Origin of the sequence: Mesorhizobium muleiense (assembly GCF_900099905.1) — a bacterium.
GTDB lineage: Bacteria > Pseudomonadota > Alphaproteobacteria > Rhizobiales > Rhizobiaceae > Mesorhizobium > Mesorhizobium muleiense.
Genome location: NZ_FNEE01000001.1, coordinates 654,899 through 680,418 on the forward strand (window position 1 = coordinate 654,899; position 25,520 = coordinate 680,418).

The window sequence follows — 25,520 nt, forward strand, 5'->3', positions numbered from 1 at the left end:
TCGCTGTCCTGCCTGTCGCGGCAGTTAGAGGTCTTCACCTCAACCCGGGATTTGATGGCAACCCTGCGGCGCCCGTCGCCGTGGGAAAGCGGGCGGCGAACCGCCCGCTGGCTAGACCATGATCCCGAAAAGTGGAAACCGGTTTTCGGAAAAGATCATGGTCTACTAGTCAGTGTTGTCCATGATCTCGAAAAGTGGAAACCGGTTTTCGGATAAGATCATGGTCACCTGATCAGTGTTAGCGAACCACGTAGGGCAGCAGGCCGAGGAAGCGGGCGCGCTTGATCGCCTTGGCGAGTTCGCGCTGCTTCTTCTGGCTGACGGCGGTGATGCGCGACGGCACGATCTTGCCGCGCTCGGAAATATAGCGCTGCAGAAGACGTACGTCCTTGTAGTCGATCTTGGGCGCGTTGGCGCCGGAGAACGGGCAAGTCTTGCGGCGGCGGTGAAATGGGCGCCGGGTCGGGATCTGGTTGATGTCGACCATTATTCTGCTCCCCCTTCAACAGCTTCGCGCGGACGGCGCGGGCCACGGTCTGCACCATCGCCACCGAAGCTGCGCGGCGGGCGATCGCCACGGTCGCCGCGATCGCGGTCGCCGAACGAGCGCGGGCCACGGTCACGATCGCCGAAGCCGCCGCGTTCCGAGCGCTCTTCGCGCTTCTGCATCATTGCCGACGGGCCTTCCTCATGCGCATCGACCTTGATGGTGAGGAAACGCAGCACATCCTCGGACAGGCCCATCTGGCGCTCCATCTCGTTGAGCGCGGCCGGCGGGCAGGTGATGTCCATCAGCGTATAGTATGCCTTCCGGTTCTTGTTGACCCGGTAGGTGAGGGACTTCAGTCCCCAGTTCTCGACCCGGCCGACGGACCCGCCATTCGCGGAGATGACGCTCTTGTACTGTTCGACAAGCGCATCGACCTGCTGCTGCGAGAGGTCCTGCCGGGCAAGAAACACATGTTCGTAAAGAGCCATATTGTTCTTTGCCTTTCTTCGTTTCTCTCCCGGTCCCGGCGGCAAAAGCCTCTGCAACTTCTCTGACCCGGCGATCCCTGGCGGGGCGGGGAAGAAAGGAGCATGACGAGACGGTCGAGAGCGGAGACACGGGAGGCGGAAGCGCTTCTGGCTCCACACGAAGGTTTCGAAAAACCTCCGGCCCTCCGTTCAGCCCCCAGCAAGGACCGGCAGATTGCGGGCGTCTATACAGGAATTTGGCCGCAAGACAAGGGCGAGCCGAAAAACCGCCGCGCTCAGGACGACATGTCGCGCATCTTCAGCTTGTATGCGGGACCCGCTTGTTCACCGTCTCCGGGAAGAAATCGGGCGCTGCACGGCGCTTGCCGAACATCATATCGTATTGCAGCAGACGGAAATCGCGAATCGCCGGGTCGATTTGCTTCTTGCGCGCCCAGTCGGGCGTGTCCTCGCCCGTCGGCGTCAATAACAAATTGCGGTCGACGACGCTGTAGCGCTTGTGCATCTGGCCGAGGAAGCCGGTGTAATAGGGGTGGCTGATCCCGGCCGTGGTCAGGACATGGTAGGGCAGAAAGGCTGGACTGACAGTGCCCATGTCCGCGACCGGACCGGTGCGGTTGGACCATACGATCAGCGGTGTTCGGTGATGCAGCAGCATCTGGTCGGGCGGCTCCTTGCGTGGCGCGACGTTATCCCTAAGGAAGCCGGTCTCGACATAGACCGGACCGAGCGGCGGCAGATGGTCGCCGAAGAAGGCGATGACCGTCGGTCGCCGCCGGTTCTTCGCCCATTCGATGAGGCGCTCGAGGCTCTTGTCGGCGTCGGATGCGCCTTCCGTGAAGCTCAGCAGCGAATCCTTTGCCCACTGGCTGGTCGGAGCCTGCACCTTGTGGGTCGGGTTGTAATAGCGATTCGGTTCATAGGGTCCGTGGTTTTGCAGGCTGACGGCGAAGTAGAAGAACGGATCGTCCGTGGCGTCGGCTTCGCGGATGATCTCGTCGGTCATCGCCGCGTCCGACGTCAGCGGCCCGCGCTTTTCGAGATATGGCATGTTTTCTTCGGACTTGAAGTCATCGAAGCCGAAATCGGCATAGACCGGCGTTCGGTTCCAGAACCAGCTTGTGCCCGGATGGATGGCGCGCGTCTCATAGCCCTGGCTCTTCAGGAACGTCGCCATCGACGGCACCGGCGCGCGGACATATTGCTGGTAGGGGATGCTGCCGGCCGGCAGGAAGGCGTTGGAAAAGCCGGTCAGCGCCTCGAACTCGACATTGGCGGTCATGCCGCCGAATTCGGGCGAGAACACGTGGCCGGAGCGCAGCGCCCGCACATTGGGAATCGGATCGGGCGTGATGGTGACGCCGGGCAGTTCGGTCGGATCCCAGAAGGATTCGCTCATGACGATGATGATGTCTGGCTTCTCGGCCGGCACCGATGCCTTCACGCCAGATCTTTCGATCGCCGCGATCGCCTTGTCGGAGTAGCCGGCAGGCGCGGGAACATGGGCCATCGGCACGTTGAGGGCGAAGGCCAGTGCGAAGCCGTTGGAGGCGTAATTTTCCTTCTGGTCCCACATGATCGGGATGATTTGCAGCCGGTCGCGGGTCCACGAGAACGTCGCGTAATCCATGATCGACACGAAGAAGGCGAGCAGCGGCACGGTCAGCGTCAGCCGGGCCAGGCGCCCCTTGCGACCGAGCGCCGGTACGCGGCGGCGCCACAGCCGCCAGCCATAAACGAGCAGCGAGAGGCTGCCGACGATGCCGACCGCCAGAGCGATGGCGGTTCCCGGACGTTCGCGCACCAGCAGCGGCATCAGCGCCACGATCTGACGTGAATAGAGGAAATCGGTCGGATAGAGCGGATCGCCGAGATAGAGCGATTTCTGGTGGCCGACAAAGGCCAGCGCCAGCGTCAGCGGCGCGACGATCATCAGGCTCTGGTGGCTGCGGCCGAGCACGGCATCGAGGCCGATCAGGATCAGCGCGAAGATGATGATGGTGGTCCAGCCGGGCTTGAAGGGCTGCAGGAAGAAGCCGACGGTGCCGGCAAAGTCGCCGCGCACGATCAGTTCGATGGCAAAAACCAGGATGGTGGCGACCAGAAGGCTGACGAGGCCATAGCGGATAACAGGCCATTTCCGGCCCGGCAGATAGCCGGTGGCCGGATCGCCTTCCAGAAACTGCGGCGCGGATTTGCCAACGCCTTTCTTGATCCTTGCCACCTTACAATTCCCCCGACCATACACAAAAGTGTCATTGAGCTGTCATCGATATGTCACGAAAAGCTAGCGTCTGTGGCTGAAATAAGAAGAGCCAGCAAACGAATCGTGAGCGATTTTCATCATGAGTGATCGAAAAAAAGCCTTTTGGAACAGGTACTCGGCCAGCGATACCGAGCCGGAGCGGCCCGGGTCGGGCTGCTAGCGGACTTGACTTGTCAGCCCGCCTTGCGTCACAGGCAGGAAAAATCAGCCGCTTGGGAGGCACGCATGGCCGTCGCATTCACCTTTCCGGGACAGGGCAGCCAGGCTGTCGGCATGGGCAAGGACCTCGCCGACGCCTTTCCGGAATCGCGGAAGATCTTCGAAGAGGTCGACGACGCGCTCGGCGAAAACCTGTCGAAGCTGATCTGGGAAGGGCCGGAAGAGAGGCTGACGCTGACCGCCAATGCCCAGCCGGCGCTGATGGCTGTGTCGCTCGCCGCCATCCGGGCGCTGGAATCGCGCGGCCTCTCGCTGAAGCACAAGGTCGCCTATGTCGCCGGCCATTCGCTAGGCGAATATTCGGCACTTGCCGCCGCCGGTTTCGTTTCGGTCGCCGATGCCGCCCGGCTCTTGCGTATCCGCGGCAATGCCATGCAGGCGGCTGTGCCGGCCGGCGAGGGCGCCATGGCGGCGATCATCGGGCTGGAACAGGCCGATGTCGAAGCCGCCTGCGCTGAAGCGGCCAAAGAGTCGATTTGCCAGATCGCCAACGACAATGGCGGTGGCCAACTGGTGATCTCCGGCGCCAGGGCGGCGGTCGAGCAGGCGGCGAAGCTGTGCACGGAAAAGGGCGCCAAGCGGGTGCTGATGCTGCAGGTCTCGGCGCCCTTCCATTCGGCGCTGATGGCACCGGCGGCCGAGGTCATGCGCGAGGCGCTGGCCGGCGTGACGAAGAACGCGCCGTTCGTACCCGTGGTTTCCAACGTGTCGGTCACGCCGTCCAGCGATCCGGACGCAATCGCCCACCGCCTGGTCGAACAGGTGACGGGGCGCGTGCGCTGGCGCGAAACGGTGGAATGGTTTGGCGCCAACGGCATTGCGACGCTGTACGAGGTGGGTGCCGGCAAGGTGCTGTCGGGACTGGCGCGGCGCATCAACCGCGACATCGCCACCGGTGCGGTCGGCACGCCGGCCGATGTCGAGGCGGCGCTGGCGGCGCTCGATTGAACCCTGCGTTTCCGGCTGATGCGGGCGCTTGAATTCTTAGCCTCGTCGGGATATGTGAATACATGTATTCACAGGAGATCGGAATGCCGACATCAATCCGACTTGCCCCCGAAATCGAAGAGCGTCTGGATTTTCTCGCGGCCAGGACTGGCCGCAGTAAAGCTTATTATCTGCGCGAACTCATCGAGCGCGGTCTTGAGGACGTGGAAGACTATTACCTCGCGGCCGAAGTGCTGGAGCGGATCAGAAGTGGCGAGGAGGACGTCATGACAGCCGAGGACTTCTGGCGTGGCCTGGACGCTTGAATATGCCCGCTCGGCGCGCAAATTTATTGAAAAACTGGATCCGCAGACACGTCGACGGCTCCGCGACTTCATCGAGAACCGTATTGCCGCCCTCGACAATCCGCGTGAAGCCGGCAAGCCGCTGAAGGGACCGTTAGCGACTTTTTGGAGGTACCGGGTTGGGGATTATCGAGTTATCTGCGATGTGCAGGACAAGCGGCTCGTCATTCTGGTGGTTACAATAGGCCACCGCAGTGATGTCTACAGGTAGCCACATTCGCCGGCCTGTCCGATTTGGAAGAGGATCAAAGACATGTTTGAATTGACCGGCCGCAAGGCGCTCGTCACAGGCGCATCGGGAGGCATCGGCGAGGCTATCGCCAGGGTGCTGCATGCGCAGGGCGCTGTCGTCGGCCTGCACGGCACCCGCGTCGAGAAGCTGGAAACGCTGGCGGCCGAGCTCGGCGACCGGGTCAAGCTGTTCCCGGCGAACCTTTCCAATCGCGACGAGGTCAAGTCGCTCGGCCAGAAGGCCGAGGCCGATCTCGAAGGCGTCGACATTCTCGTCAACAATGCCGGCATCACCAAGGACGGGCTGTTCGTGCGTATGGCGGACGCCGACTGGGATTCGGTGCTCGAGGTCAATCTGAACGCCGTGTTCCGGCTGACCCGCGAACTCACCCATCCGATGATGCGGCGTCGGCATGGCCGCATCATCAACATCACCTCTGTGGTTGGCGTCACCGGCAATCCCGGCCAAACCAACTACTGCGCCTCCAAGGCCGGCATGATCGGCTTTTCCAAGTCGCTGGCGCAGGAGATCGCCACGCGCAACATCACCGTCAACTGCGTCGCCCCGGGCTTCATCGAATCGGCGATGACCGACAAGCTCAACGACAAGCAGAAAGAGGCGATCATGGCGGCGATTCCGACACGGCGCATGGGCACCAGCGCCGAAGTCGCCTCCGCCGTCGCCTACCTTGCTTCCAACGAAGCCGCCTATGTCACCGGCCAGACCATTCACGTCAATGGCGGCATGGCGATGATTTGACAGTTGCGGGAAAACACCCCTTTTCACCTTGGAGCCCGGCCTATTTTCGTGTAATGCGGCCCGCAACCCGGCGGTTCGGGCAAAAACCGGTCCGGTGCCGTTGCGTTTCCGACAGGACCATCTTTCAGCTTGATTAGCGGCATTCTGCCCGCTAACGAAGACAGACAAACAAAAGACGAGGATGCCCAAATGAGTGACACCGCAGAGCGCGTCAAGAAGATCGTTATCGAGCACCTTGGCGTCGATGCCGACAAGGTGACGGAGCAGGCGAGCTTCATCGATGATCTGGGCGCGGACAGTCTCGACACGGTCGAACTCGTCATGGCGTTCGAAGAAGAATTCGGCGTCGAGATCCCGGACGATGCGGCCGAAACCATCCTGACTGTCGGCGATGCGGTGAAGTACATCGACAAGGCTTCGGCCTGACGCTATTTGCAGTCATCACCGAGGAGGACCTGCGATGAGGCGTGTCGTCGTCACGGGCCTTGGGCTGCTTTCGCCGTTCGGCGTAGGCTTTGAGCATGGCTGGAAGGAACTACTGACCGGCCGCAGCGCAGCCAAGCGCATCACCGAGTTCGAGGTGGAGGATCTTGCCTGCAAGGTCGCCCACGTCATCCCGCGCGGCAATGGTGAGAATGCCACCTTCAATCCCGAGACCGTTCTCGAGCCGAAGGAACTGCGCAAGATCGGCGACTTCATCCTCTACGGGATCGCGGCCGCCGACGAGGCGCTGAAGGATTCGGGGTGGGCGCCGAAGACGCATGAAGAGCAGTGCGCCACCGGCGTGCTGATCGGCTCCGGCATCGGCGGCATCGAAGGCATCGCCGAGAACGCGATGATCCTGAAGGAGCGCGGTCCGCGCCGCATCAGCCCGTTCTTCATCCCCGGCCAGATCATCAATCTCGTGTCCGGCCAGGTTTCGATCCGGCATGGGCTGAAAGGCCCCAACCACGCCGTCGTCACCGCTTGCTCCACCGGTGCGCATGCCATCGGCGATGCCGCCCGGCTGATCATGTGGGGCGATGCCGACGTGATGGTCGCAGGCGGCACGGAAGCGCCGGTGACGCGGCTGTCGATCGCCGGCTTCGCCGCTTGCCGGGCGCTGTCGACCGACCGCAACGACGCTCCGGAAACGGCCTCGCGTCCCTATGACCGCGACCGCGACGGCTTCGTCATGGGCGAGGGCGCCGGCGTCGTCATTCTGGAGGAACTGGAACACGCCAAGGCGCGCGGCGCCAAGATCTATGCCGAGGTCACCGGTTACGGCTTGACCGGCGATGCCTATCACATCACCGCGCCGGCCGAAGATGGTGACGGCGCCTTTCGTTGCATGGTGGCGGCGCTGAACCGGGCCAAGCTGACGCCCGCAGACGTCGACTACATCAATGCGCACGGCACCTCGACCATGGCCGACACGATCGAGCTCGGCGCCGTCGAGCGGCTGGTCGGCAACGCCGCGTCGAAAATATCGATGTCGTCGACCAAGTCGTCGATAGGCCACCTTCTGGGGGCGGCGGGCGCCGCCGAGGCGATTTTTTCGATCCTCGCCATTCGCGACAACATCGCGCCGGCCACCATCAATCTCGACAACCCGGAGCGCGAAACGGCGATCGACCTGGTGCCGCACAAGCCGCGCGCCCGCCAAATCGATGTGGCGCTGTCCAATTCCTTCGGCTTCGGCGGCACCAACGCCTCGCTGGTCTTCCAGCGCTACAATGGCTGACCGGTCCGCCGACCGGCACGGTCTATGCGTGCCGTCAATTTTGCCATATTCGCCCCTACTGTGCCCAAGGGGATTCGTTGCAAGATCAAACGGTAGGGCGCCATGAGCACAAATTCGGCGGACAACGGGCAATTCGGGCAACGGTCCGCACCGTCGGGCCCGATCGTGCCGAAAACGGCCAGCGAGGCATTGCGGCCTGAAGCCGGCACGCCGCCGCCCAAGCGCTCGCGCGCCTCGCGCAGCCAGTTCGTGGTGTTCATGAACTTCGTCATCTCCCTGGTGATGCTGATGGTTCTGGCGGCTGGCTTTGCCTTGTATTTCGGCAAGCAGGAATTCAACGAGCCCGGCCCTTCGGCCAATGCCGACACCTTCCTGGTCAAGCCGAACACCGGCGTCCAGGAGATTGCAGAGCAGCTCGAGCGGCGCGGACTGATCAGCGATGCGCGCATCTTCCGCCTTGGCGTGCGCGCTTTTGGCAATGATTCCGCCCTGAAGGCCGGCGAATACGAGATCAAGCCGCAGGCCTCGATGCGCGACATCATGGAGTTGCTGAAGAGCGGCAAGTCGGTGATGTATTCGCTGACCGTCCCCGAGGGGCTGACGGTCGAGCAGGCGCTGCAGCGCATCGCCGATCAGGCAGCGCTCGATGGCGATATGCCGGGGACCATTCCACCCGAGGGCAGCCTTGCTACCGACACGCTGCGTTTCACCCGCGGCGCGACACGCCAGCAGATGGTCGAAAAGCTTTTGGCGGACCAGAAGAAGCTTGTCGAGGAAGTCTGGCAGCGGCGCGCCCCCGATCTGCCTCTGGCCAGTGTCGAAGACTTCGTCACCCTGGCTTCGATCGTCGAGAAAGAGACGGGCAAGGGCGACGAACGCTCGCGGGTCGCGTCCGTCTTCCTCAACCGGTTGGCCAAGGGCATGCGGCTGCAGTCCGATCCGACCATTATCTACGGCCTGTTCGGCGGCAAGGGCAAACCCGCCGACCGCCCGATTTATCAGTCTGACATCAAGAAGCCGACGCCCTACAACACTTATCTGATCAACGGCTTGCCGCCGACGCCGATCGCCAATCCTGGCCGTGCGGCACTGGAAGCCGTCGCCAATCCGTCGAAGACCGACGACCTGTATTTCGTTGCCGACGGCACCGGCGGTCACGTCTTTGCCGCGACGCTCGCCGAGCACAACGAGAACGTCGCCCGCTACCGGGCGCTGCAGAAGGAACTGGCCGATGAAGCCGCCAAGGCCGGTGCTGCCAAGGCCGACGCCGCCAAGGTGGAAGGTCAGACCGACGCGCCGGTTGACGACGGCGATGGCGACGCCGGAGCGGCGGCGCAGTAGCGCCGGACGGTTGTGAAGTCGTCCCTCCGATTCGTCTGACGGCCGGGACGTGCTGATTTTGTCATCAGGAGCGCCCTGCGTCCGATTCGACGCGAACAGGCGCTCCGGATTTTGAAGCCGCGCACGATCTGGCCCGGAACCGCTTCCGGGATCATGCGCCAGGGGGAAGCAAGGGCATCATGAATTTGCAGAGCATGACCGGTTTTGCACGGGCCGTCGCCGAACATGACGGCACGTCGATCGCCTGGGAGGTCAAGTCGGTCAACGGCAAGAGCGTCGAGGTCAGGCTGCGGCTGCCGCAAGGCCTCGAGCGGCTTGAGCCGGCCGTCAGGCAGACGGTGCAGAAGCGCTTTGCGCGCGGCAATTTCCAGGCAACGCTGACCGTCGGCCGCGCAGCCGGCCAGCAGGCGCAGCCAGTGGTCAACGAGGCCTTCCTGAGAGATCTGGCGGGGCTGGCCAAGCGGCTGCAGGAGATGTTCGGCGCAGCGCCTGCGACAGCCGACGGGCTGCTTTCGCTGCGCGGCGTGCTCGACATCCCCGAAACCGTCGAAACCGAAGAGGCGCGGGTGGCGCTCGACAGCGCGATACTCTCGGCGCTCGAAGTGGCGCTGGGCGGGCTGGAGCAGGCACGCCAGGGCGAGGGCACCGCCCTGCGCTCGCTGCTGTCCGGTCATATCGACGCTATCGAAGCGCTGACACTGCGCGCCGAGGCCGATCCGTCGCGCGAGCCGGCGGTGATCCGCGAACGGATTACCGAGCAGGTGCGGCTGCTGATGGATGCCTCCGCCAATCTCGACGCCAGCCGGTTGCATATGGAAGCGGCGTTCCTGGCCACCAAGGCCGACATCCGCGAGGAGATCGACCGGCTGAAGACACATGTGGCATCCGGCCGGGTGCTGCTGGCAGGCGGCGGCGCCATCGGCCGCAAGCTCGATTTTCTGGCGCAGGAATTCAACCGCGAATCGAATACGCTGTGTTCGAAGTCGAACGCCGCTGCGATCACCGCCATAGGGCTGGAGCTGAAGGCGGTCGTCGACCAGTTTCGTGAACAGGTCCAGAATCTGGAGTAACCCTGATGGTCGCCAAGGAGCCTATGGTTGCCAGGGATTTGGGTTCCCGCATTCGCCGGCGGGGTTTGATGCTTGTGCTGTCGTCGCCGTCCGGCGCCGGCAAGTCGACGATCGCGCGCAATCTTCTGGAGAGCGATTCCAGTCTCGAACTGTCGGTCTCCGTCACCACGCGGCCGCGCCGCGGCAGCGAGATCGAAGGCGTCCACTATCATTTCCGCACCATGCGTGAGTTCGAGCGGCTGCGCGATTCGGACGAACTGCTTGAATGGGCCGAAGTGCATGGCAATTGCTATGCCACGCCGCGTGAGCCGGCCGAACTGGCGCTGGCACAGGGCCGCGACATGTTGTTCGACATCGACTGGCAGGGCGCCCAGCAGCTCAAGGAGAAGATGCGCGCCGACATCGTCTCGATCTTCATCCTGCCGCCCTCGATGAAAGAGTTGAAGGCGCGGCTGAAGCGCCGCGCCGAGGACCAGGAATCGGTGATCGAGACGCGTCTGAAGAACGCTCGCAACGAGATCGAGCACTGGAAAGAATATGATTTCGTCATCATCAACGACGATCTCGACCGTGCCTTCGCCGAGGTACGCGGCATAGTCATCGCCGAGCGGCTCAGACGCGACCGCCGGCCCGGGCTGTTCGATTTCGTCTCGGGGCTGCTCGACGAGAAGACGGACTAGGGGCCGGCGCAATCACACCGCGTTGGTCAGTCGCACGAATTCCTCGACGCTCAAGGTTTCCGCCCGCCGCGTCGGATCGATGCCGGCGCGGGTGAGCAGGGCTTCGCCGCCGAGGCTCTTGACGCTCTGCCGCAGCATTTTGCGGCGCTGGCCGAAGGCCGCTTCGGTAACGCGGCCGAGCTTCTTGACTTCGGCGGGCAGCGGATTTGCCCGCGGCACCAGATGCACCACCGACGACACCACCTTGGGCGGCGGCGTGAAGGCTTGCGGCGGCACGTCGAAAGCGATTTTTGCCTCCGTCCGCCAGCCTGCCAGCACGCCCAGCCGGCCATAGGCATCGCTGCCGGGGCGGGCGACGATGCGCTCGGCCACCTCGCGCTGGAACATAAGCGTCATCGATGCGTAAAAGGGCGGCCACTCGGCGACGGTCAGCCAGCGTATCAAAAGTTCGGTGCCGATATTGTAGGGCAGGTTGGCGACGATCCTCACAGATCCATTGCCTCCATGTGCGCCCTCGGCAAGCGCTGCAAAATCCGTCTTCAACGCGTCGCCGGCAATGATTTCCAAACGGCCCGGATAGTGATCTGACACCTCCGCGAGCGCTGCCAGGCAGCGCTCGTCGCGCTCGATGGCGATGACCCGAGCCGCGCCGTGGGAAAGCAGCGCCCGGGTCAGGCCACCTGGACCCGGACCGACCTCGATTACCGTGGCGACGGTCAGGTCGCCGGCGGCACGCGCGACCTTGCCGGTAAGGTTGAGGTCGAGCAGGAAATTCTGGCCGAGCGCCTTTTTTGCCTGCAACCCATGGCGTTCGATCACCGCGCGTAACGGCGGCAGCCCGTCGATGCTCATGCGACCGCTCTCATGCAAAGCCTCATGCGGCGGCAGCCTTCGCCCCGATGTCGGCAAGCCTGCGGGCGAGCCTGAGCGCCGCGATCAGGCTGTCGGCCCGGGCTATGCCCTTGCCGGCGATATCGAAAGCGGTGCCGTGATCCGGTGAAGTGCGGATGAAGGGTAGGCCGAGCGTGATGTTGACCGCCTCATCGAACGCCAGCGCCTTGGCCGGGATCAGCGCCTGATCGTGATACATGCACAGCGCCACATCGTAGCCGGCTCGGGCGCGGGCGTGGAACAGCGTGTCGGCCGGCAGCGGCCCGAAAGCGTCGATGCCCTCCGCCCTCAGCCTTTCGATCGCCGGGCGGATGATGCGCTCGTCCTCGGCGCCCATCGCGCCGCCTTCACCGGCATGCGGATTGAGGCCGGCAACGGCAAGCCGCGGCTTGGCAATGCCGAAGCGATATTCGAGGTCGGCGGCGGTGATGCGGGGGGTCGCGACGATCAAATCCGTCGTCAGCGCTTCCGGCACCTCGCGCAGCGCAATGTGGATGGTGACCGGAACCGTGCGCAACTCGGGACCGGCAAGCATCATCACCGGCATCGCTTGTGCGCCGGTGTGGAGCGTCGCCAGATGCGCCAGATACTCGGTGTGACCGGGAAAACGGAAGCCGGCATCGTAGAGCGGCTTCTTGGCGATCGGGCACGTAACGACCGCCGCCGCGCTTCCGCCAAGGCAGTCGTCAACAGCGCGGTCGATGGCCTCGATGATGCCGGCGGCGTTGGCCGGGTCCGGCCGGCCGGGGTCGTCGACGAAGCGGGCGGCAAGCGGCATGACGGGCAGGGCGCGCTCAAAGACGCGCTCCGCTTCGGCTGGCACTGTCTCCGTGATTGGCACATCGGCGCCGAGCAGGCGCGCCCGTGCGGCAATCAGCGCCGGATCGGCTATAAGGTAGAAGGGCGGCACACCTGCGCTGTCGCGCGCCTGCCAGGCGGCAATGGCGATTTCCGGCCCAACGCCGGATGGATCACCGGCGCTCAGCGCCAGCGCTGCCTCTGGCGGCTTCAGCGCTCGACGATGCGGGCTTTCTTCCGCAACTCCTCGACATATTTCGTGGAGAGCGCATCGGCGTCCTTGCCACTCGAGCCTTCGCTCTGGAACACCATCTGGGCGGCCTTGTCGTCGGACACTTCGCGCGACGAGCAGATGCCGATGAACTCGACGCCACGGTCTGTTTCGCGCGTGGGGGTGGCGCCGCCGACCTTGGTGGCCTTGATCTGGTCGGCCCAGTCCGGCGGCAATTGCGGCGCCAGTATCCGGCCGAGATCGCGAACGGTGACGTCGATCAGGCCCTTGGCGAATTCGCGCGAGGTGTTGCAGCCGTTGAAGCGGGCGCGCATGGCGTCGGCCTCGCGCTTGCGCTTGGACAGCGTCGCGCTGCGCTCGGCCGCCGGCACGACGAAAATGACCTGCTGCAGCATGTACTCCATGGCGGTCGGCTTGTTGCCGCCCTTGTCGAGCATGCGCCTGACTGCGTCCTGCTCGCTCACGGAGCCGCCGCTCTCCGAGCGATGGCGCGCGGTCAGCGCCTGGTTCCAGGCCATCTGGGAGCGGATGAACTCCTTGAAATGCTCCTTGCCGACGCCGGACTGCGCCATGACGCCATCGAGTTGCTTGAGTTGCATCTTGTTGGTCGTGGCAAAGCGCTGATAGGCAGCCTCGACCTGGGCGTCGGTGATGCGGATGCCGAGACGCTTGGCTTCGGCGACGCGCAGCGTCTGCTCGATCATTTCCTCGGCGGCATTGCCCTTCTTGCGCTGCAGGCGCAGGAAGGCAGCCCGATGCTGGATGTCGCCAGTGGTGATCGGTACGTTGTTGACGACGTATTTGATCTGGCTGGCGAAAGCCGGCGGCGTCATCATGGTGATCGAGGCTGAGGTCGCCGCCACCAGCAGCGCGAACCCTGCCGAAAAGAGGTATTTCCTCATCGAAAGCATCCCAATCCTATCTCGGTTGCGGCCCAATTTTATCGCATTTTGAGGGAACTGGAACCCGTGCCTGCCCTATGCGGCGAAACGATGTCGTTAGCTGCGATGTGCGTCCACTTTGACGCACGACGTATGCTCAAGACACTTTGAATTTTTCGGGCTGGTGCGTTGGCCGGCCGCCCGTTCCGCCTGTCCGTTATTGGCCAGTGGTCTGCTACTGGACAGTGTTGAAGGAGCTTTGCGTCGAGCCGAAATCGCCGAGCGTGCGAAACGACAGGTTGAAACCGATATTCTGCGACACTTCCTTGGTGCTCAGGTCGCGGGATTCCGAGAACGTCATCAAGTAGGTGAAGCAATCATCACTATAGGCAAAGCCGACCCCGTCCTTGACCAGGACGCTTTGCTCGAGATCGTAGGTGCCGGTGCCGAAGACACGCCAGTTCTCGGCAAGTTGCGCCGAGGCGCCGAGCGTGACCTCGTGACGATCGGTCGTAAAACCATAGAGCGGCTGAGCCTGGATGAAGGCGTATTTGGCACTGAACGAAATCGGCAGGCCGGAATAGGCTGCCTTCACCTCGGCGCGGCGAATCTCGAAGCTCTGCTCGTCGAAGCGGCCGCTGACCGAGCCGGAAAGCCCGCCGGGGCTGTTGAAGCCGACAAGGCCGACATAATCGGAACTCGCGGTCTCCAGGCCCGAATCTTCGCCGACGTTGACCAGGTCCGGCGCGTCGAAGGAGTTCTGGCCGTCAAGCTGGTAGGATTGGCCGAACAGCGCGTTGGTGCTCCAGCCATTGTCATAGGCGCCGGAATAGCGCAGCCCGACATTGGCGCGCGTGCCGCCTTCCAAGCGGTCGTAACCGGAGAACTTGTCGCGCTCGAACAATGTCGTGGCATCAAAGACGAAGCTCTGCGCGTCCTCGTTGGGAACAGCGAGGCCGCCGACATATTGCTCGTTCGGACGCACGAACACCTGCGCCATCGGCTCGAAGATGTGACTGGAACTGGTCGACGAGAACAGCACCGGCCAGCGCATTTCCAGCCCGGCGGTTGCCATGAAGCGGGCGAGCGACGATCGCGTATCGTCGTCGACGCCGAGGTTAGACGCCATCTGATTGATGGCATTGAGCGATCCCGAAGAGGCGTTGACATAGCCGGCATCGCCGCGCAGCGCCAAAAGGGGCGTCAGCAGCAGCCCGCCATCGGTGGTGAAGGTGCGCTTCCATTCCGCTTCGGCAGTGAGACGGCCCGACTGGCCCTCGATGCCGCGTACACTGGTGACGGACGCAGCGTTGTTCGGATCGGCAAGGGCCCTATCCAGCCTGTCGCGGCTGATAGCCTGCGCGTTGACATTGAGCGACAGCTGCCCGCCGCCCACCGCCATGTCGGGGATGTAGGCGTAGTCGAGCGAGGGCAGCACCCAGGGCTGTTTGCCGGCGCGCGCGGTCGGATCGTCAGGGAGTGCCTCTTCCTGGACCACAAAGCGCATGGCGCGCACGTCGAAATAGTTGCGGCCGTTGAGGCCGGTCAGGTAGATCGAGGAGCGATGCACGCTGTCGCCGAAGTCTTCGATGGCGTAGGTGCGTGAGAAGTTCTTGTCGGTCTGCAGCAGGACATCCCAGCCGAAGTCCCAGCGCGGATTGATAGCGAACTGGCCCTTGGTGCCCATCATGCCGCGGAACTCGTTCGGGTCGCCGGCCGCACCCGAATCGACATTGCGCCCGTCGTCGTCGATAAACTCGTCGGGATCCTCTTGCCGGATGCCGGCGATCTTCAGACTGTACTGGCCGTTGTTGAAGCGCTGGCGCCACTCGGCTTCGCCGAGAAAGCCCTGCTTGGTATAGCCGCTGCCGGTGACGGTGAGGTCGTAGGTTGGTGAGAGCGCGAAATAATAGGGGACTTTGACGCCGAGGCCGAGGTCGCTCTTGTAAGCGATGCTGGGGATCAGGAAGCCGCTCTTGCGCTTGACGGTCGGGTCGGCAATCTCGAAGGCCGGCAGATAGGCGAGCGGAAAGCCGAAGAACTCGAAATTCGAATTCTCGAAGCGAACCGTCTTCTTTTCGCCGTTCCAGATGATCTTTCTGGCCTTGATGCGCCAGGTCGGCGCTTTGTCCGGCTTGTCCTCGCACGGCTCGCAGGCCGTGTAGACGCCGTTGTGGAACGTCGTCAGCACGCCGCCCATGCGTTCCGCGCTTTCGGCGGCGAAATAGGTCTTGTCGACGGTTTCGACACGCAGCGCGTTGACGAAGCCGTCGGCGAAATCGTCGGTGATGTCGACATGCTGCGAATAGATCTTGGTGCCGTCGCTGTTGATGACCTCGACATTGCCGCTGGCGACGAGCCGCTTGGTGTTGCGATTGTATTCCACCCGCTGGGCGACGAGGCGGTTGCCGCCATAATCGATCTGCACGCCGCCGACGGCCGTTACGGTCTGGTTGTCATTGTCATAGACCAGCGTATCTGCCGCCAGCAGCATTTGCGAACCGGTGGGAACGTCGGCTGCCATGCCGCTGATATCCTGGGCAAAAGCCGGGATACTCGGAACGACGCAAGCGAGCAGGCACGCCAAGGCGCTCGCCCCATAGAGGCGCGCCGAATCGGCCTGCCTATGGATGCGCAAAACCGCCCCCCTCACTAGCCGTCTTCCTTGTACAGCAAGAAAGTCACCCCGAAGAACATAGCCACGACAACCGGAACCCATGCAGCGACGACTGTGGGTACGAATCCCGCCACGCCGAATGCCTTGACCAGCACTGTCACGACATAAAGCAGAAACCCGGCCAGGACGCCACCCAGAATCATCGTCGCGGATTGTCCCATCCTCGCAAATCGCATCGACACCGTTGCGGCGATCAAAGTCATGGCGACGAGAAGGAACGGCAGCGCTACCAGTGAATCAAATTGCATGGCAAAGGCATTTGCCTTGAGGCCGAAGGAGCGGGCAACCTCGATCTTGCCGGGCAGATCGTAGAAAGGGATGGTTTCCGGGCGCGCCAGCCGCTCTTGCACGAACTCGGGCTTGAGATCGGTCGGTATGCGGTCGGTTGCCACCGATTGGATGTTGCCGTCCCGGAACACCTTGACGTCCTGCAGTTCCCAGTAACCATCCCGCAAATAGGCGTGCGCCGCGTCCTTGCGTTCGACGATGTCGCCTTGCGGGTCGAGGACGAAGAAGGCGGCGTCGGCCATCTCCAGGCCCTGATTGAGGATGGCGCGCGCGCCGATGATGATATCGCCGGAACTGGTTTTCTGCCGGATCCAGGGCTCGGCGTCAGCCGAGACGGTGTTCGACTTGCCGGAGCGGAGCTGGGTTTCGATTTTTTCGGACCAGGAAAACGCATAGGCGGCGATCGGATTGATGACGCCGACCGACAACACTCCGAACAGCAGCGCCCCGATGCAGCACGGCAGCAGGAATTGCCATGCGGATACGCCGGCGGAACGCGCGATGACCAGTTCATACCTGCGATTAAGCGAGACCAGCGTCGCCATCGCCGAGAACAGGCCGACGAACGGCACCGTCTGCAGCATGATCATCGGCATTCGCAACCCTGAGATGGCAAACGCCGTGCCGTAGGTAAAACCCGGCAAGCCGGTCGTGCGGCCGGAAAGCTCGGTGAAGTCGATCAGGAACACAAGCGCCAGGAGGCCGATGAAGAACCAGATGGTGATCGTCACGTAGCGGAAGAAGAAGTATCTGCCCAGAGTCCAGCCCATTAGCGTGTCCAGCCCATCAGCCGGCCTCTTGGCCAGAAGCGCCGCGCCTGGCGAAGCGGAGCTTCAGGGCGCTCCAGCCGTCACCGAAGCGGCCGGCGAAATTCGTCATCCAGTCGGCCCAGGCGACCGGCAATTCCATGGTCCGGTTGGAGACGATGAACCATGTCGCGACTGCGGACGCCACAATAGGAACGCCGTAGACCATATAGGCGTATTGCGGAATGTTGTCGGCCTTCCCAGCGGCAAAGAAACCGAGCCAGCGCACGAAAAGGGCAATTGCGATAGACGTGATCAGCGGATGAATGCGCGCCTCGCGATGGGAACGCGCGTCTCCCGCGACCGCAAGCGCGATCAGCGCGAAAACGAGTGAATAGGACCATTCGGAGAAACGCTGGTGGACCTCGGCCAGGTACTTGTTCGGCCTTTTCTGGAACATCTTGTCGTTCGGACTGGGATTGAGCAGGTACTGTGTCGTCCGGTCCTTCGGCAACAGCAATACCTCCGATGAGGCCGACATGAAGGCCGACAGGTCGAAGGCATAGGAGGTGAACCGGATGACCGAAAGATCGCCGGCCAGCGTTTTGCGATGGATGACGCCGTCGTTCATCATCAGCACCCGCTCGTCGCCGCTTTCGATGATGGCGCCGCTCTTGGCGTAGTAGATGAGGTTGACGCCTTCTTCGCGTGAATCGGCGACAAAAATGCCGCCAAGGCGGTTGTCCGGAAGCCGCTGGCCGATCTGCAGGAACAGGCCGTCGTCGATCTTGTGGAAGGTGCCTTCCTGGATGACGAGCGACAGAAGATCGGCGCGCGACGACGCCACCAGCTCGCGGTTTTTCTGTCGTGCATAGGGGTCGACGCCGTTGTCGACGGCGAACGAAAAAACACTGGCCGCCAGTGCCAGGAGCATGATCGGCCTGACGATGGTCCAGCGCGAAGCGCCTGCGGCGTTCAAGACGGCAAGCTCAGAATCGGAATTCATCGCGCTCAGTGTCTGCGCGACCGCGACCACCAGAGCGAAGGGCACGACGATCGGGACGATCGACGGAATGATCAGCGCAGCGACCTCGAAGAAGGTCAGCGCCGACTGCCCGCTGTCGGTCACGAGATCGATGCGGGCGAGCACCTGCGTCGTCCACACGATCGCCAGCGTCCAGATGAGCGCTGCGAGGAAGACCGCCAACGCACGACGCATGATGTAGCGTTCAACGACCTTCATGAAGGCTTTTCTCGATTTTGCCGAACGGCATCATGCCTCCAGACAAGGTAGCCGCCCGGCGACGCCTGCACAACCGGTCCGTTGGCGGTTCGATCTGGTTCCCGTCCCACATCGTTGTTTCCGGTGGCCGGAGTGTCGGCGGCATTGGATAAGAAAGGGCGAACATCAATGGTTAACAACAGGTTGCGGCAGTAAAGCGGGGCCGTGCCGCGACGAATCGCCATCGATTCCATCTGCCATATGGGATCGGATTCCGGCAAAGTCTTGCCAAATGCCGGAAAACGACCAAATGTCGCGCCGGTCACTGACATGGCCGCCGCGGCTGCGACAGAAAAATGGGGGTGGTGCTTCCGGTCGGAAACAGCCAAATATCTGGTTCGTCAAGGCACTCCCCCGAAAACCCAACGCCTTTCCCGAAAGCAGGACATGATGACTTCGAGACCTTCGATCGCCTTTGCCAGGTTCGCAGTGCCCAAAAAAGGCAGCGTCTTCATGCTGGCGGCCAACGATGGCGGTCTCGGCGACGCGGCAAAGGCTTGCGATCCGGCAAAGACCCTGGAGCGGGCGTTTCCGGTGGCCGACTTTTCCGGCAAGTTCGCCGGCCTGGTCGAAGTGCTGGCGCCGGAGGGCACATCGCTCGACCGGCTGGTGGCGGTCGGCGCCGGCAAGGTCTCGGCGCTCGACGACTATGCCTGGCTCAAGCTTGGCGGCACCATCGCTGCATCCTTGCGCAAGGCGACGGAGGTGGCGGTCATGCTCGATCTGCCGGGTGCTGACGTCGGCGGCAGGCAAGCGGCACAGCTTGCCGCGGGCATTCTTCTGCGCAGCTATGCTTTCGACAAGTACAAGACGAAAAAGGACAATGGCGACGGCCAGCGCGACGGCAACAAGGCCGAGCCCAAAAAGCCGGTTAAGGTGACCATCCACACCGCCGATCCGGCGGCGGCGAAAAAGGCCTTCGCCGACGAGGTGGCGGTGATCGACGGGGTGCTCCTGGCGCGCGATCTGGTCAACGAACCGGCCAATATACTGGGGCCGGTGGAATTCGCCGCCCGCGTCAACGAACTGGAGGCGCTCGGCGTCGCGGTCGAGATCCTGGTCGAGAAGGAGATGAAGAAGCTCGGCATGGGCGCGCTGCTCGGCGTCGCACAAGGCTCGCCGCGTGGCGCGCGCCTGGCCGTCATGCGATGGAACGGCGGCAAGGCCAAGGACAGCCCGATTGCTTTCGTCGGCAAAGGCGTCACTTTCGACACCGGCGGCAATTCGATAAAGACGGCCTCCGGCATGGAGGACATGAAGGGCGACATGGGCGGCGCGGCCGCGGTGACCGGGCTGATGCACGCGCTGGCCGCGCGCAAGGCCAAGGCCAATGTCGTCGGCATCATCGGGCTGGTGGAAAATGCCGTCGACGGCCATGCGCAGCGCCCCGGCGACATCGTCACTTCGATGTCGGGCCAGACCATCGAGGTGCTCAACACCGACGCCGAAGGCCGTCTCGTTCTGGCCGATGCGCTGTGGTACTGCAGCGATCGCTTCCAGCCGAAATTCATGGTCAATCTGGCGACGCTGACCGGCGCCACCATGGTCGCGCTCGGCCAGCACTATGCCGGGCTGTTCTCCAACAATGACGAATTGGCGAACAGGCTGACGAGCGCCGGGCAGGCGACGCAGGAACGCGTGTGGCGGATGCCGCTCGGCACCGAATACGACAAGCTGATCGATTCGAAAAATGCCGACATGAAGAACATCGGCGGCCGCTATGGCGGTGCCATCATCGCGGCGCAGTTCCTGCAGCGCTTCGTCAGGGATACACCCTGGGCGCATCTCGACATCGCCGGCACCGCGATGGGCGCGCCGTCCAGCGAGATCAACCAGTCATGGGCCTCCGGCTTCGGCGTCAGGCTGCTCGACCGGCTGGTTCGCGACAACTACGAGGAGTGAGGCCTTTCAAGGCGCGATCATGGCCGACGTCCTGTTCTACCACCTGACCGAATCGACTCTGGAGGATGCGTTGCCCGGCCTGCTCGAGCGCAGTGTCGATCGCGGTTGGCGCGCCGTGGTACAGACCGGCTCCGAAGAACGGCGCGACGCGCTGGACCAGCATCTTTGGACCTTCAGGGACGATTCCTTCCTGGCGCATGCGACGGACCGCGAATCCTATCTGGCCGAGCAGCCGATCCTTTTGACAACCAGCCATGACAATCCGAACGAGGCGCAGATACGCTTCCTGGTTGACGGCGCGGTGCCGCCGAAGCTTGCCGGTTACGAGCGCGCCGTGTTCCTGTTCGACGGCCACGATGCGGCCCAGCTCGAGGCGGCGCGCACGCACTGGAAGACGATGAAGGAAGCCGGCCACGCAGTCACCTACTGGCAGCAGACCTCAGACCGGCGCTGGGAACGCAAGGCGTAGTAACGCCTGCCGCCTGGGCGATCAGCAACCTGGGGTTGCTACAACTGAAGTCGTTCAGCCAAGTCAATGAAGTCGCTGGCCACCAGGTCCCAGGCTTGATCAGGGTGCAGATCCGTGGTCTGCGCTACCCCGTGCTCGGTCGGACGCGGGACAAAGGCTGTTCGCAATCCGCATGCCCGAGCCGCTGCAAGGTCGCCATTGTGGGCGGCCACAAGACAGATCTCATCCGGCTTCATTGACAGGACGTCAGCGGTGCGAAGATAGGCTTCCGGCGCAGGCTTGTAGGCTTGCACGACTTCGGCGCCGAGGATCGCATCCCAAGGGATGCGACTGCGCTTCGCCATATTGAGCATGAGGACGATGTTGCCGTTCGAGAGCGGCGCGATGATATAGCGCGGGCCCTGAGCCGTGCAAGGCCGGCCACCACGTCCGGCCATGGCTCCAATCGGTGCCATGCCAGGTTCAGTTCGTCCAACTCGGACGCTGGCACCGAAGCCGGGTCGATCCCGAATTCTGGCAATATGGCTTCCAGATTCTCCCGATGCAGCACGTCGAGCCGTGTAAAGGGCCGCCGGCCGCTGCGCACCTCCTCCATCGCTGGAGAGTAACGGCGACGCCACGCATCCGCGAAAGCGGTAGGAATAGCGGATCCTGCTCCATGCCGCTTCAGGAACGGCTCAGCATTGCGCGCCACGCCGCTGCGCCAATCGACAACAGTGCCGAACACGTCGAATACCAACGCACGTACGCCATCCAATGCCATCACATTCGGCTCCTTGATCCGCACATTATTTTTCTTTCGTCGCCTGCCTCGTTTTCCCCTTTTTCACGGCCTTGCCGATTTGCTCGGCGATGCGGTCGGGCTTACGCGCTATGACGGCTGTGCCAATTAGATTGAAATATTCCAGTGGCCTGGGCGCCGGCAACAACCCGGTACCGGCATGAGCGGAAGGGTGGCGGGCGCCACCATCGCGCCCACCCTCCTTCATTCGTTTGCCTTGAGCCAGATCTTTTGCGGACCGTGACCCTTGAAGGGGTATTGTGGATCACTCGGATCGTAAACGAGTGATGGCCCTTCGGCGTCGAGGGCGGGCACCAACGAAAACTGAACCCGTCGCTTCTCAACGAGAGTTCAAGATCGCAGCCTCCAAATGCGAGGCCGACCCGGCGTCCCATTACCTTTTGATCCCGCTGAAAGTACTCCCAGATCATCTTCTGGGCTCGGTCGCTGGGCATCGCCTCGTCCGTGAACTCCAAGTGGCGAGCGGCACCACTATTCCAGAATGACGACGGCCTCCACCTCGAAGAACATGGGGTCAATTGCAAGCTTGGGGACGGGAATCAGAGTCTGCGCCGGCAGCGCTTCACCGAACATTTTTTTGACGTTCCTGGTCAACACCTCGAGCTTGGACATATCGTGATCGACCACGAAGACGGTGAGCTTGGCGACCTGATCCGGCCTCGCACCGAGCGCATCGAGGGCGGTGCGCAAATTTGTGTAGGCCTGCTCAACCTGGACAGCGAAGTCGGGCGACAAGGCTCCCGTGCTGTCTTGCCCGCCCTGTCCGGAGATGTAGGCCACCCGGGCTCCGCGCGGCGTGATCACCGCCGTGCTGTAGCCATTTGGCGACGGGTCGTAGAGGTTTTGTGGATTGACGATGGTCAGCTTGAGATCCTTCTCATTGGCTGTCGTGGCAGTGGGAACTCCCATGGTCATGATGATTAGCCCTTCGATAAGCAGATGCTTGATTGCGCGTGACATGATTTTCTCTTGGCTATGCGAGCAACGTACCCTCGCGGCCGGCATTATTGAACTTTAACCGTGTCGCCCATACGATGACTCGTGCGACGTACGAGTCATCGTATGGTACGCCGTACGAGTCAATCGTTCAGATCGACATTCGTTCGCGTTGCCGCTCAAAATCGACGTTCTGAACAGCGAGGAAGACGGATGGCGGCCAAACGCAGCGGCCGGAGCAAACGAGGGATAAATGAGCGGCTCCAGCCCTTGCAGGAGCCGCGCAGTGAACCGCCGCTCTCTCGGGAACGTATCGTGGCGACCGCGGTGGAACTGCTTGACGCTCAAGGAGTCGACGGATTGACGATGCGTCGGCTGGCCGATCGCCTCGGCTCGGGCGTGATGAGCCTATATTGGCACGTCGACAACAAAGAGGATGTCTTTGATCTGGCGCTCGACTCGGTGCTTGAATATCGCGGACCGCCGCAAATAGCTCAAGACTGGCGCGGAGAAGTCGTTCATGTGCTCGAAGACTGGCGCGCCAGCATGCTGCGCCACCCTTGGTCGGCAACGCTGTTGCCGCGCCGGGCGCTCGGCCCGAACATCCTCGGTCGCTTGGAACTGCTGAGCAAGACGTTGTCCAGAGCCGGCGTTGCGGACGCAGATGTGAACGCTGCGATATGGTCGCTCTGGAACTATGTGATGGGCGCCACCATCACCCGGGCGAGCTTCGACCTCTCGGACGACGACAGGGCCGCTGCGCAGCAGCGCCTTACACGTCTCAGCGAACGTTATCCGACAATCGAACGCTCTCGTCTGCTGTTGGACAATGATTGGGACGGCGCTTTCAAGAATGGCCTCGGCTTCCTGCTCGATGGCCTCTCTCCAAAATGAGGCTGAACGGTAGCTTTGGCTGAAAGCGACTGTCGCAAAATCGCTGATTAAAATCACAGTTTTGCAGCTGATTTTTGCAAGGTCGGAGAAGACGCGGCAACGTCCAGGGTTCCGCAATGGGTGTTAGCCGAAATGCAACCTCTGCACTGCCGAGGCCACTTGACGAAAGGCCGGTGGCGCGCAAAACTGCTAAGATGTCAGACCAATTTCGGGCATAGGTACCCATGCGTATGCGCGGCGAACTGCCCGGGGCACCTGCCACGCGTGTGGCAATCGCCACGCTCCCGCCGTTGGACCGCGGCAAACAAGTCATGGAAGCGCTGGCAGACTATGTCGAGCGCGCTGCGCTGAAGAGCGGTGACCGGCTTCCGACCGAACGCGAATTGATGGCCGCGCTTTCCGTGGGACGTTCGACGATTCGCGAGGCGATGGGGCGTTTCGAAGCGCTCGGCGTCACCGAGACCCGCAAAGGCAGCGGCACCTATCTTCTCAAGCCGATATCCGCCGGCACGATCCATCTGCCGCTGTCGCTCAATACGGCTGAGCTACGCGACGGTCTCTTGCATACCCTCGAGGTGCGCCGCGGCATCGAGGCCGAGGCAAGCATGGTTGCGGCGCGGCGGCGGACAGTCGACGATCTGCGGACGATCGAGGAAAAACTCATCGAGATGGAGCGCGTCCATCTCGCCACCGGCACGTCGGGGCCGGAAGACCTGGCCTTTCACCTGGCGGTCTACGATGCCACGCATAACCCGCTTTTCCGGCAACTCCTGGGGCAGATGCGCGAAGCGTTCGAGCGCTTCTGGGACCATCCTTTCGACCGGCAGGATTTCGCGCGGCGATCGTTCCCGTATCACCGTGAGCTGTTCGATGCCATCGTCGCCGGGGACGCGGAGCTGGCGCGCGGAAAAACGCTGAAGATCCTCGAGATCGTGGAAGAGGATATCGAGGAAATGTCGAAATGAATGGCCCGGATTTTTTCGACCAGGCCTCGCTGATCGCCGCCCATGACGAGGGCAACGCCTTCGATGCCGTCGTCCCGCCGATCGTGCAGACCTCGCTCTTCACCTTCTCGAATTATGACGAGATGCTCGAAACATACCGCGGCGAAAAAGTGCGGCCGACCTACACGCGCGGGCTGAACCCGACGGTGCGCATGTTCGAGGAAATGCTGGCAAAGCTGGAGGGCGCCGAGGACGCGATCGGCTTTGCAAGCGGCATGTCCGCCATCTCATCGGCCGTGCTGAGTTTCGTCGAACCGGGCGACCGCATTGTCGCGGTCAGGCATATCTACCCGGACGCGTTCAGACTGTTCGGGACGTTGCTCGCGCGCATGCGCATCGAGGTGACCTATGTCGACGGGCGCGACGAGGCGGCTGTCGCGAGCGCGCTGCCTGGCGCCAGGCTGTTCTATATGGAAAGCCCGACCAGCTGGGTCATGGAAACGCATGACATCGGCGCGCTCGCTGCGCTGGCAAAGTCCCGCGGCATCCCGACCATCATCGATAACAGCTGGGCCAGCCCGGTCTTTCAGCGGCCGCTATCGCTCGGCGTCGACGTTGTGGTCCACTCCGCATCCAAGTACCTGGGCGGCCACAGCGACGTGGTGGCCGGCGTGGTCGCGGGCTCGAAGGAATTGATCGGCCGCATCCGCGGCGAAGCCTATCCATATCTCGGCGGCAAGCTGTCGCCATTCGATGCCTGGCTCTTGATTCGCGGCTTGCGCACACTGCCGATCCGGATGCGCGCGCATCAGGCCTCCGGCCTCGAAATCGCACGGCGCCTGCGGGATCATCCAATCGTTGAGAGGGTCTGCCATCCAGGGTTGGCCAACCTGCTTCCCGCGGGGCTCACCGGCACGTCGGGCCTGTTCTCATTTGTCTTCCGCGACGGCATCGACATCCGCACCTTTGCCGACCGCCTCAAGCTGTTCAAGCTGGGCGTGTCGTGGGGCGGCCACGAAAGCCTCATCGTGCCCGGCGAGGTCGTGCTGCAGCAGAAAACCCAACCCAATTCCGCGATGGCGTTCGGCGTCCATCCGCGGTCCGTGCGTCTCCATGTCGGCCTCGAGGGAACCGAGGCGCTGTGGAGTGACCTGGAAACGGCGATCGACGCCGCTTCCGCAGAAAAGACCTGAAGCAACCAGACAAGAAGGGAACGGA

General features: G+C 62.8%; 26 protein-coding genes and 1 pseudogene. 15 read left to right on the forward strand and 12 right to left on the reverse strand.

What is annotated here, in order from left to right; translation table 11 throughout:
- Positions 1 to 238 precede the first annotated feature (238 nt).
- From rpsR to BLT09_RS03060, 3 genes are all read right to left on the reverse strand, one after another.
- Positions 239 to 487, reverse strand: a complete 249-nt coding sequence (rpsR, locus tag BLT09_RS03050; RefSeq protein ID WP_006203718.1) for a 30S ribosomal protein S18 — start codon at positions 485 to 487, stop codon at positions 239 to 241.
- Positions 487 to 978, reverse strand: a complete 492-nt coding sequence (gene rpsF / locus BLT09_RS03055; RefSeq protein WP_023800709.1) for a 30S ribosomal protein S6 — start codon at positions 976 to 978, stop codon at positions 487 to 489. Before rpsF ends, rpsR begins: the two co-directional genes overlap by 1 nt.
- Before the next feature lie 298 nt (positions 979 to 1,276).
- Positions 1,277 to 3,202 carry an LTA synthase family protein gene (locus tag BLT09_RS03060; protein ID WP_091590537.1) on the reverse strand — a complete coding sequence of 642 codons (1,926 nt, stop codon included), beginning with the start codon at positions 3,200 to 3,202 and terminating at the stop codon, positions 1,277 to 1,279.
- 267 nt (positions 3,203 to 3,469) lie between these two features.
- On the opposite strand from BLT09_RS03060, the gene fabD reads away from it, so the two are divergent.
- The 9 genes from fabD (at position 3,470) to gmk (ending at position 10,560) form a co-directional block, all read left to right on the forward strand.
- On the forward strand, positions 3,470 to 4,411 hold the full coding sequence (fabD, locus tag BLT09_RS03065; protein WP_091590540.1) for an ACP S-malonyltransferase: 942 nt from the start codon (positions 3,470 to 3,472) through the stop codon (positions 4,409 to 4,411).
- 83 nt (positions 4,412 to 4,494) lie between these two features.
- Positions 4,495 to 4,716, forward strand: coding sequence for a type II toxin-antitoxin system RelB family antitoxin (gene relB, locus BLT09_RS03070; RefSeq protein WP_091590868.1), 222 nt, complete (start codon positions 4,495 to 4,497; stop codon positions 4,714 to 4,716).
- A complete protein-coding gene (locus tag BLT09_RS03075) occupies positions 4,700 to 4,966 on the forward strand; it encodes a type II toxin-antitoxin system RelE family toxin (RefSeq protein ID WP_091590541.1) in 267 nt (88 codons plus the stop codon). The genes relB and BLT09_RS03075 overlap by 17 nt, the downstream gene beginning before the upstream one ends.
- Before the next feature lie 42 nt (positions 4,967 to 5,008).
- Complete coding sequence (fabG, locus tag BLT09_RS03080; RefSeq protein WP_091590543.1) at positions 5,009 to 5,746, forward strand: 3-oxoacyl-[acyl-carrier-protein] reductase; 738 nt, start codon at positions 5,009 to 5,011, stop codon at positions 5,744 to 5,746.
- 189 nt (positions 5,747 to 5,935) lie between these two features.
- Positions 5,936 to 6,172, forward strand: a complete 237-nt coding sequence (locus tag BLT09_RS03085; RefSeq protein ID WP_006203723.1) for an acyl carrier protein — start codon at positions 5,936 to 5,938, stop codon at positions 6,170 to 6,172.
- A 34-nt stretch (positions 6,173 to 6,206) separates the two neighbouring features.
- Positions 6,207 to 7,469, forward strand: coding sequence for a beta-ketoacyl-ACP synthase II (fabF, locus tag BLT09_RS03090; RefSeq protein WP_091590545.1), 1,263 nt, complete (start codon positions 6,207 to 6,209; stop codon positions 7,467 to 7,469).
- 102 nt (positions 7,470 to 7,571) lie between these two features.
- Complete coding sequence (gene mltG, locus BLT09_RS03095) at positions 7,572 to 8,810, forward strand: endolytic transglycosylase MltG (RefSeq protein ID WP_091590547.1); 1,239 nt, start codon at positions 7,572 to 7,574, stop codon at positions 8,808 to 8,810.
- Positions 8,811 to 8,989: 179 nt separating this feature from the next.
- Entirely contained in the window at positions 8,990 to 9,880 is an 891-nt protein-coding gene (locus tag BLT09_RS03100) for a YicC/YloC family endoribonuclease (protein WP_091590549.1), read from the forward strand.
- A gap of 23 nt (positions 9,881 to 9,903) precedes the next feature.
- A complete protein-coding gene (gene gmk, locus BLT09_RS03105; protein WP_023800702.1) occupies positions 9,904 to 10,560 on the forward strand; it encodes a guanylate kinase in 657 nt (218 codons plus the stop codon).
- A 12-nt stretch (positions 10,561 to 10,572) separates the two neighbouring features.
- Here gmk and rsmA read toward each other — a convergent pair whose 3' ends face one another.
- From rsmA to BLT09_RS03140, 7 genes are all read right to left on the reverse strand, one after another.
- Complete coding sequence (gene rsmA, locus BLT09_RS03110) at positions 10,573 to 11,412, reverse strand: 16S rRNA (adenine(1518)-N(6)/adenine(1519)-N(6))-dimethyltransferase RsmA (protein ID WP_091590550.1); 840 nt, start codon at positions 11,410 to 11,412, stop codon at positions 10,573 to 10,575.
- 22 nt (positions 11,413 to 11,434) lie between these two features.
- On the reverse strand, positions 11,435 to 12,463 hold the full coding sequence (gene pdxA / locus BLT09_RS03115; protein ID WP_091590552.1) for a 4-hydroxythreonine-4-phosphate dehydrogenase PdxA: 1,029 nt from the start codon (positions 12,461 to 12,463) through the stop codon (positions 11,435 to 11,437).
- Positions 12,460 to 13,392: a peptidylprolyl isomerase gene (locus BLT09_RS03120; RefSeq protein ID WP_167366308.1), complete on the reverse strand. Its 933-nt coding sequence runs from the start codon at positions 13,390 to 13,392 to the stop codon at positions 12,460 to 12,462. Before BLT09_RS03120 ends, pdxA begins: the two co-directional genes overlap by 4 nt.
- Positions 13,393 to 13,597: 205 nt before the next feature.
- Complete coding sequence (locus BLT09_RS03125) at positions 13,598 to 15,886, reverse strand: LPS-assembly protein LptD (protein ID WP_268931370.1); 2,289 nt, start codon at positions 15,884 to 15,886, stop codon at positions 13,598 to 13,600.
- A gap of 128 nt (positions 15,887 to 16,014) precedes the next feature.
- Entirely contained in the window at positions 16,015 to 17,097 is a 1,083-nt protein-coding gene (gene lptG, locus BLT09_RS03130; protein WP_091590555.1) for an LPS export ABC transporter permease LptG, read from the reverse strand.
- Between the two features lie 16 nt (positions 17,098 to 17,113).
- Positions 17,114 to 18,316: an LPS export ABC transporter permease LptF gene (lptF, locus tag BLT09_RS03135; protein ID WP_091590558.1), complete on the reverse strand. Its 1,203-nt coding sequence runs from the start codon at positions 18,314 to 18,316 to the stop codon at positions 17,114 to 17,116.
- On the reverse strand, positions 18,313 to 18,684 hold the full coding sequence (locus BLT09_RS03140; protein ID WP_139172483.1) for a hypothetical protein: 372 nt from the start codon (positions 18,682 to 18,684) through the stop codon (positions 18,313 to 18,315). Before BLT09_RS03140 ends, lptF begins: the two co-directional genes overlap by 4 nt.
- A gap of 61 nt (positions 18,685 to 18,745) precedes the next feature.
- On the opposite strand from BLT09_RS03140, the gene BLT09_RS03145 reads away from it, so the two are divergent.
- Both BLT09_RS03145 and BLT09_RS03150 read left to right on the forward strand, forming a co-directional pair.
- Positions 18,746 to 20,257: a leucyl aminopeptidase gene (locus BLT09_RS03145; RefSeq protein WP_027152660.1), complete on the forward strand. Its 1,512-nt coding sequence runs from the start codon at positions 18,746 to 18,748 to the stop codon at positions 20,255 to 20,257.
- A 19-nt stretch (positions 20,258 to 20,276) separates the two neighbouring features.
- Positions 20,277 to 20,726 (forward strand): DNA polymerase III subunit chi, encoded by a 450-nt coding sequence (locus BLT09_RS03150; RefSeq protein ID WP_091590560.1) that lies wholly within the window; start codon positions 20,277 to 20,279, stop codon positions 20,724 to 20,726.
- Between the two features lie 38 nt (positions 20,727 to 20,764).
- Here BLT09_RS03150 and BLT09_RS03155 read toward each other — a convergent pair.
- Positions 20,765 to 21,489, reverse strand: a pseudogene (locus BLT09_RS03155) (haloacid dehalogenase type II).
- On the opposite strand from BLT09_RS03155, the gene BLT09_RS34175 reads away from it, so the two are divergent.
- On the forward strand, positions 21,410 to 21,619 hold the full coding sequence (locus BLT09_RS34175; RefSeq protein WP_167366266.1) for a hypothetical protein: 210 nt from the start codon (positions 21,410 to 21,412) through the stop codon (positions 21,617 to 21,619). The pseudogene BLT09_RS03155 and the gene BLT09_RS34175 sit on opposite strands and share 80 nt — an antisense overlap.
- 380 nt (positions 21,620 to 21,999) lie before the next feature.
- On the opposite strand, the gene BLT09_RS03165 is transcribed toward BLT09_RS34175, so the two are convergent.
- Complete coding sequence (locus BLT09_RS03165; protein WP_091590564.1) at positions 22,000 to 22,488, reverse strand: RidA family protein; 489 nt, start codon at positions 22,486 to 22,488, stop codon at positions 22,000 to 22,002.
- Between the two features lie 189 nt (positions 22,489 to 22,677).
- On the opposite strand from BLT09_RS03165, the gene BLT09_RS03170 reads away from it, so the two are divergent.
- The 3 genes from BLT09_RS03170 (at position 22,678) to BLT09_RS03180 (ending at position 25,495) form a co-directional block, all read left to right on the forward strand.
- Positions 22,678 to 23,358 (forward strand): TetR/AcrR family transcriptional regulator, encoded by a 681-nt coding sequence (locus BLT09_RS03170; protein ID WP_091590565.1) that lies wholly within the window; start codon positions 22,678 to 22,680, stop codon positions 23,356 to 23,358.
- Between the two features lie 230 nt (positions 23,359 to 23,588).
- A complete protein-coding gene (locus BLT09_RS03175) occupies positions 23,589 to 24,323 on the forward strand; it encodes a FadR/GntR family transcriptional regulator (RefSeq protein WP_091590567.1) in 735 nt (244 codons plus the stop codon).
- Positions 24,320 to 25,495: a PLP-dependent transferase gene (locus BLT09_RS03180; RefSeq protein ID WP_091590568.1), complete on the forward strand. Its 1,176-nt coding sequence runs from the start codon at positions 24,320 to 24,322 to the stop codon at positions 25,493 to 25,495. Before BLT09_RS03175 ends, BLT09_RS03180 begins: the two co-directional genes overlap by 4 nt.
- Positions 25,496 to 25,520: the final 25 nt, after the last annotated feature.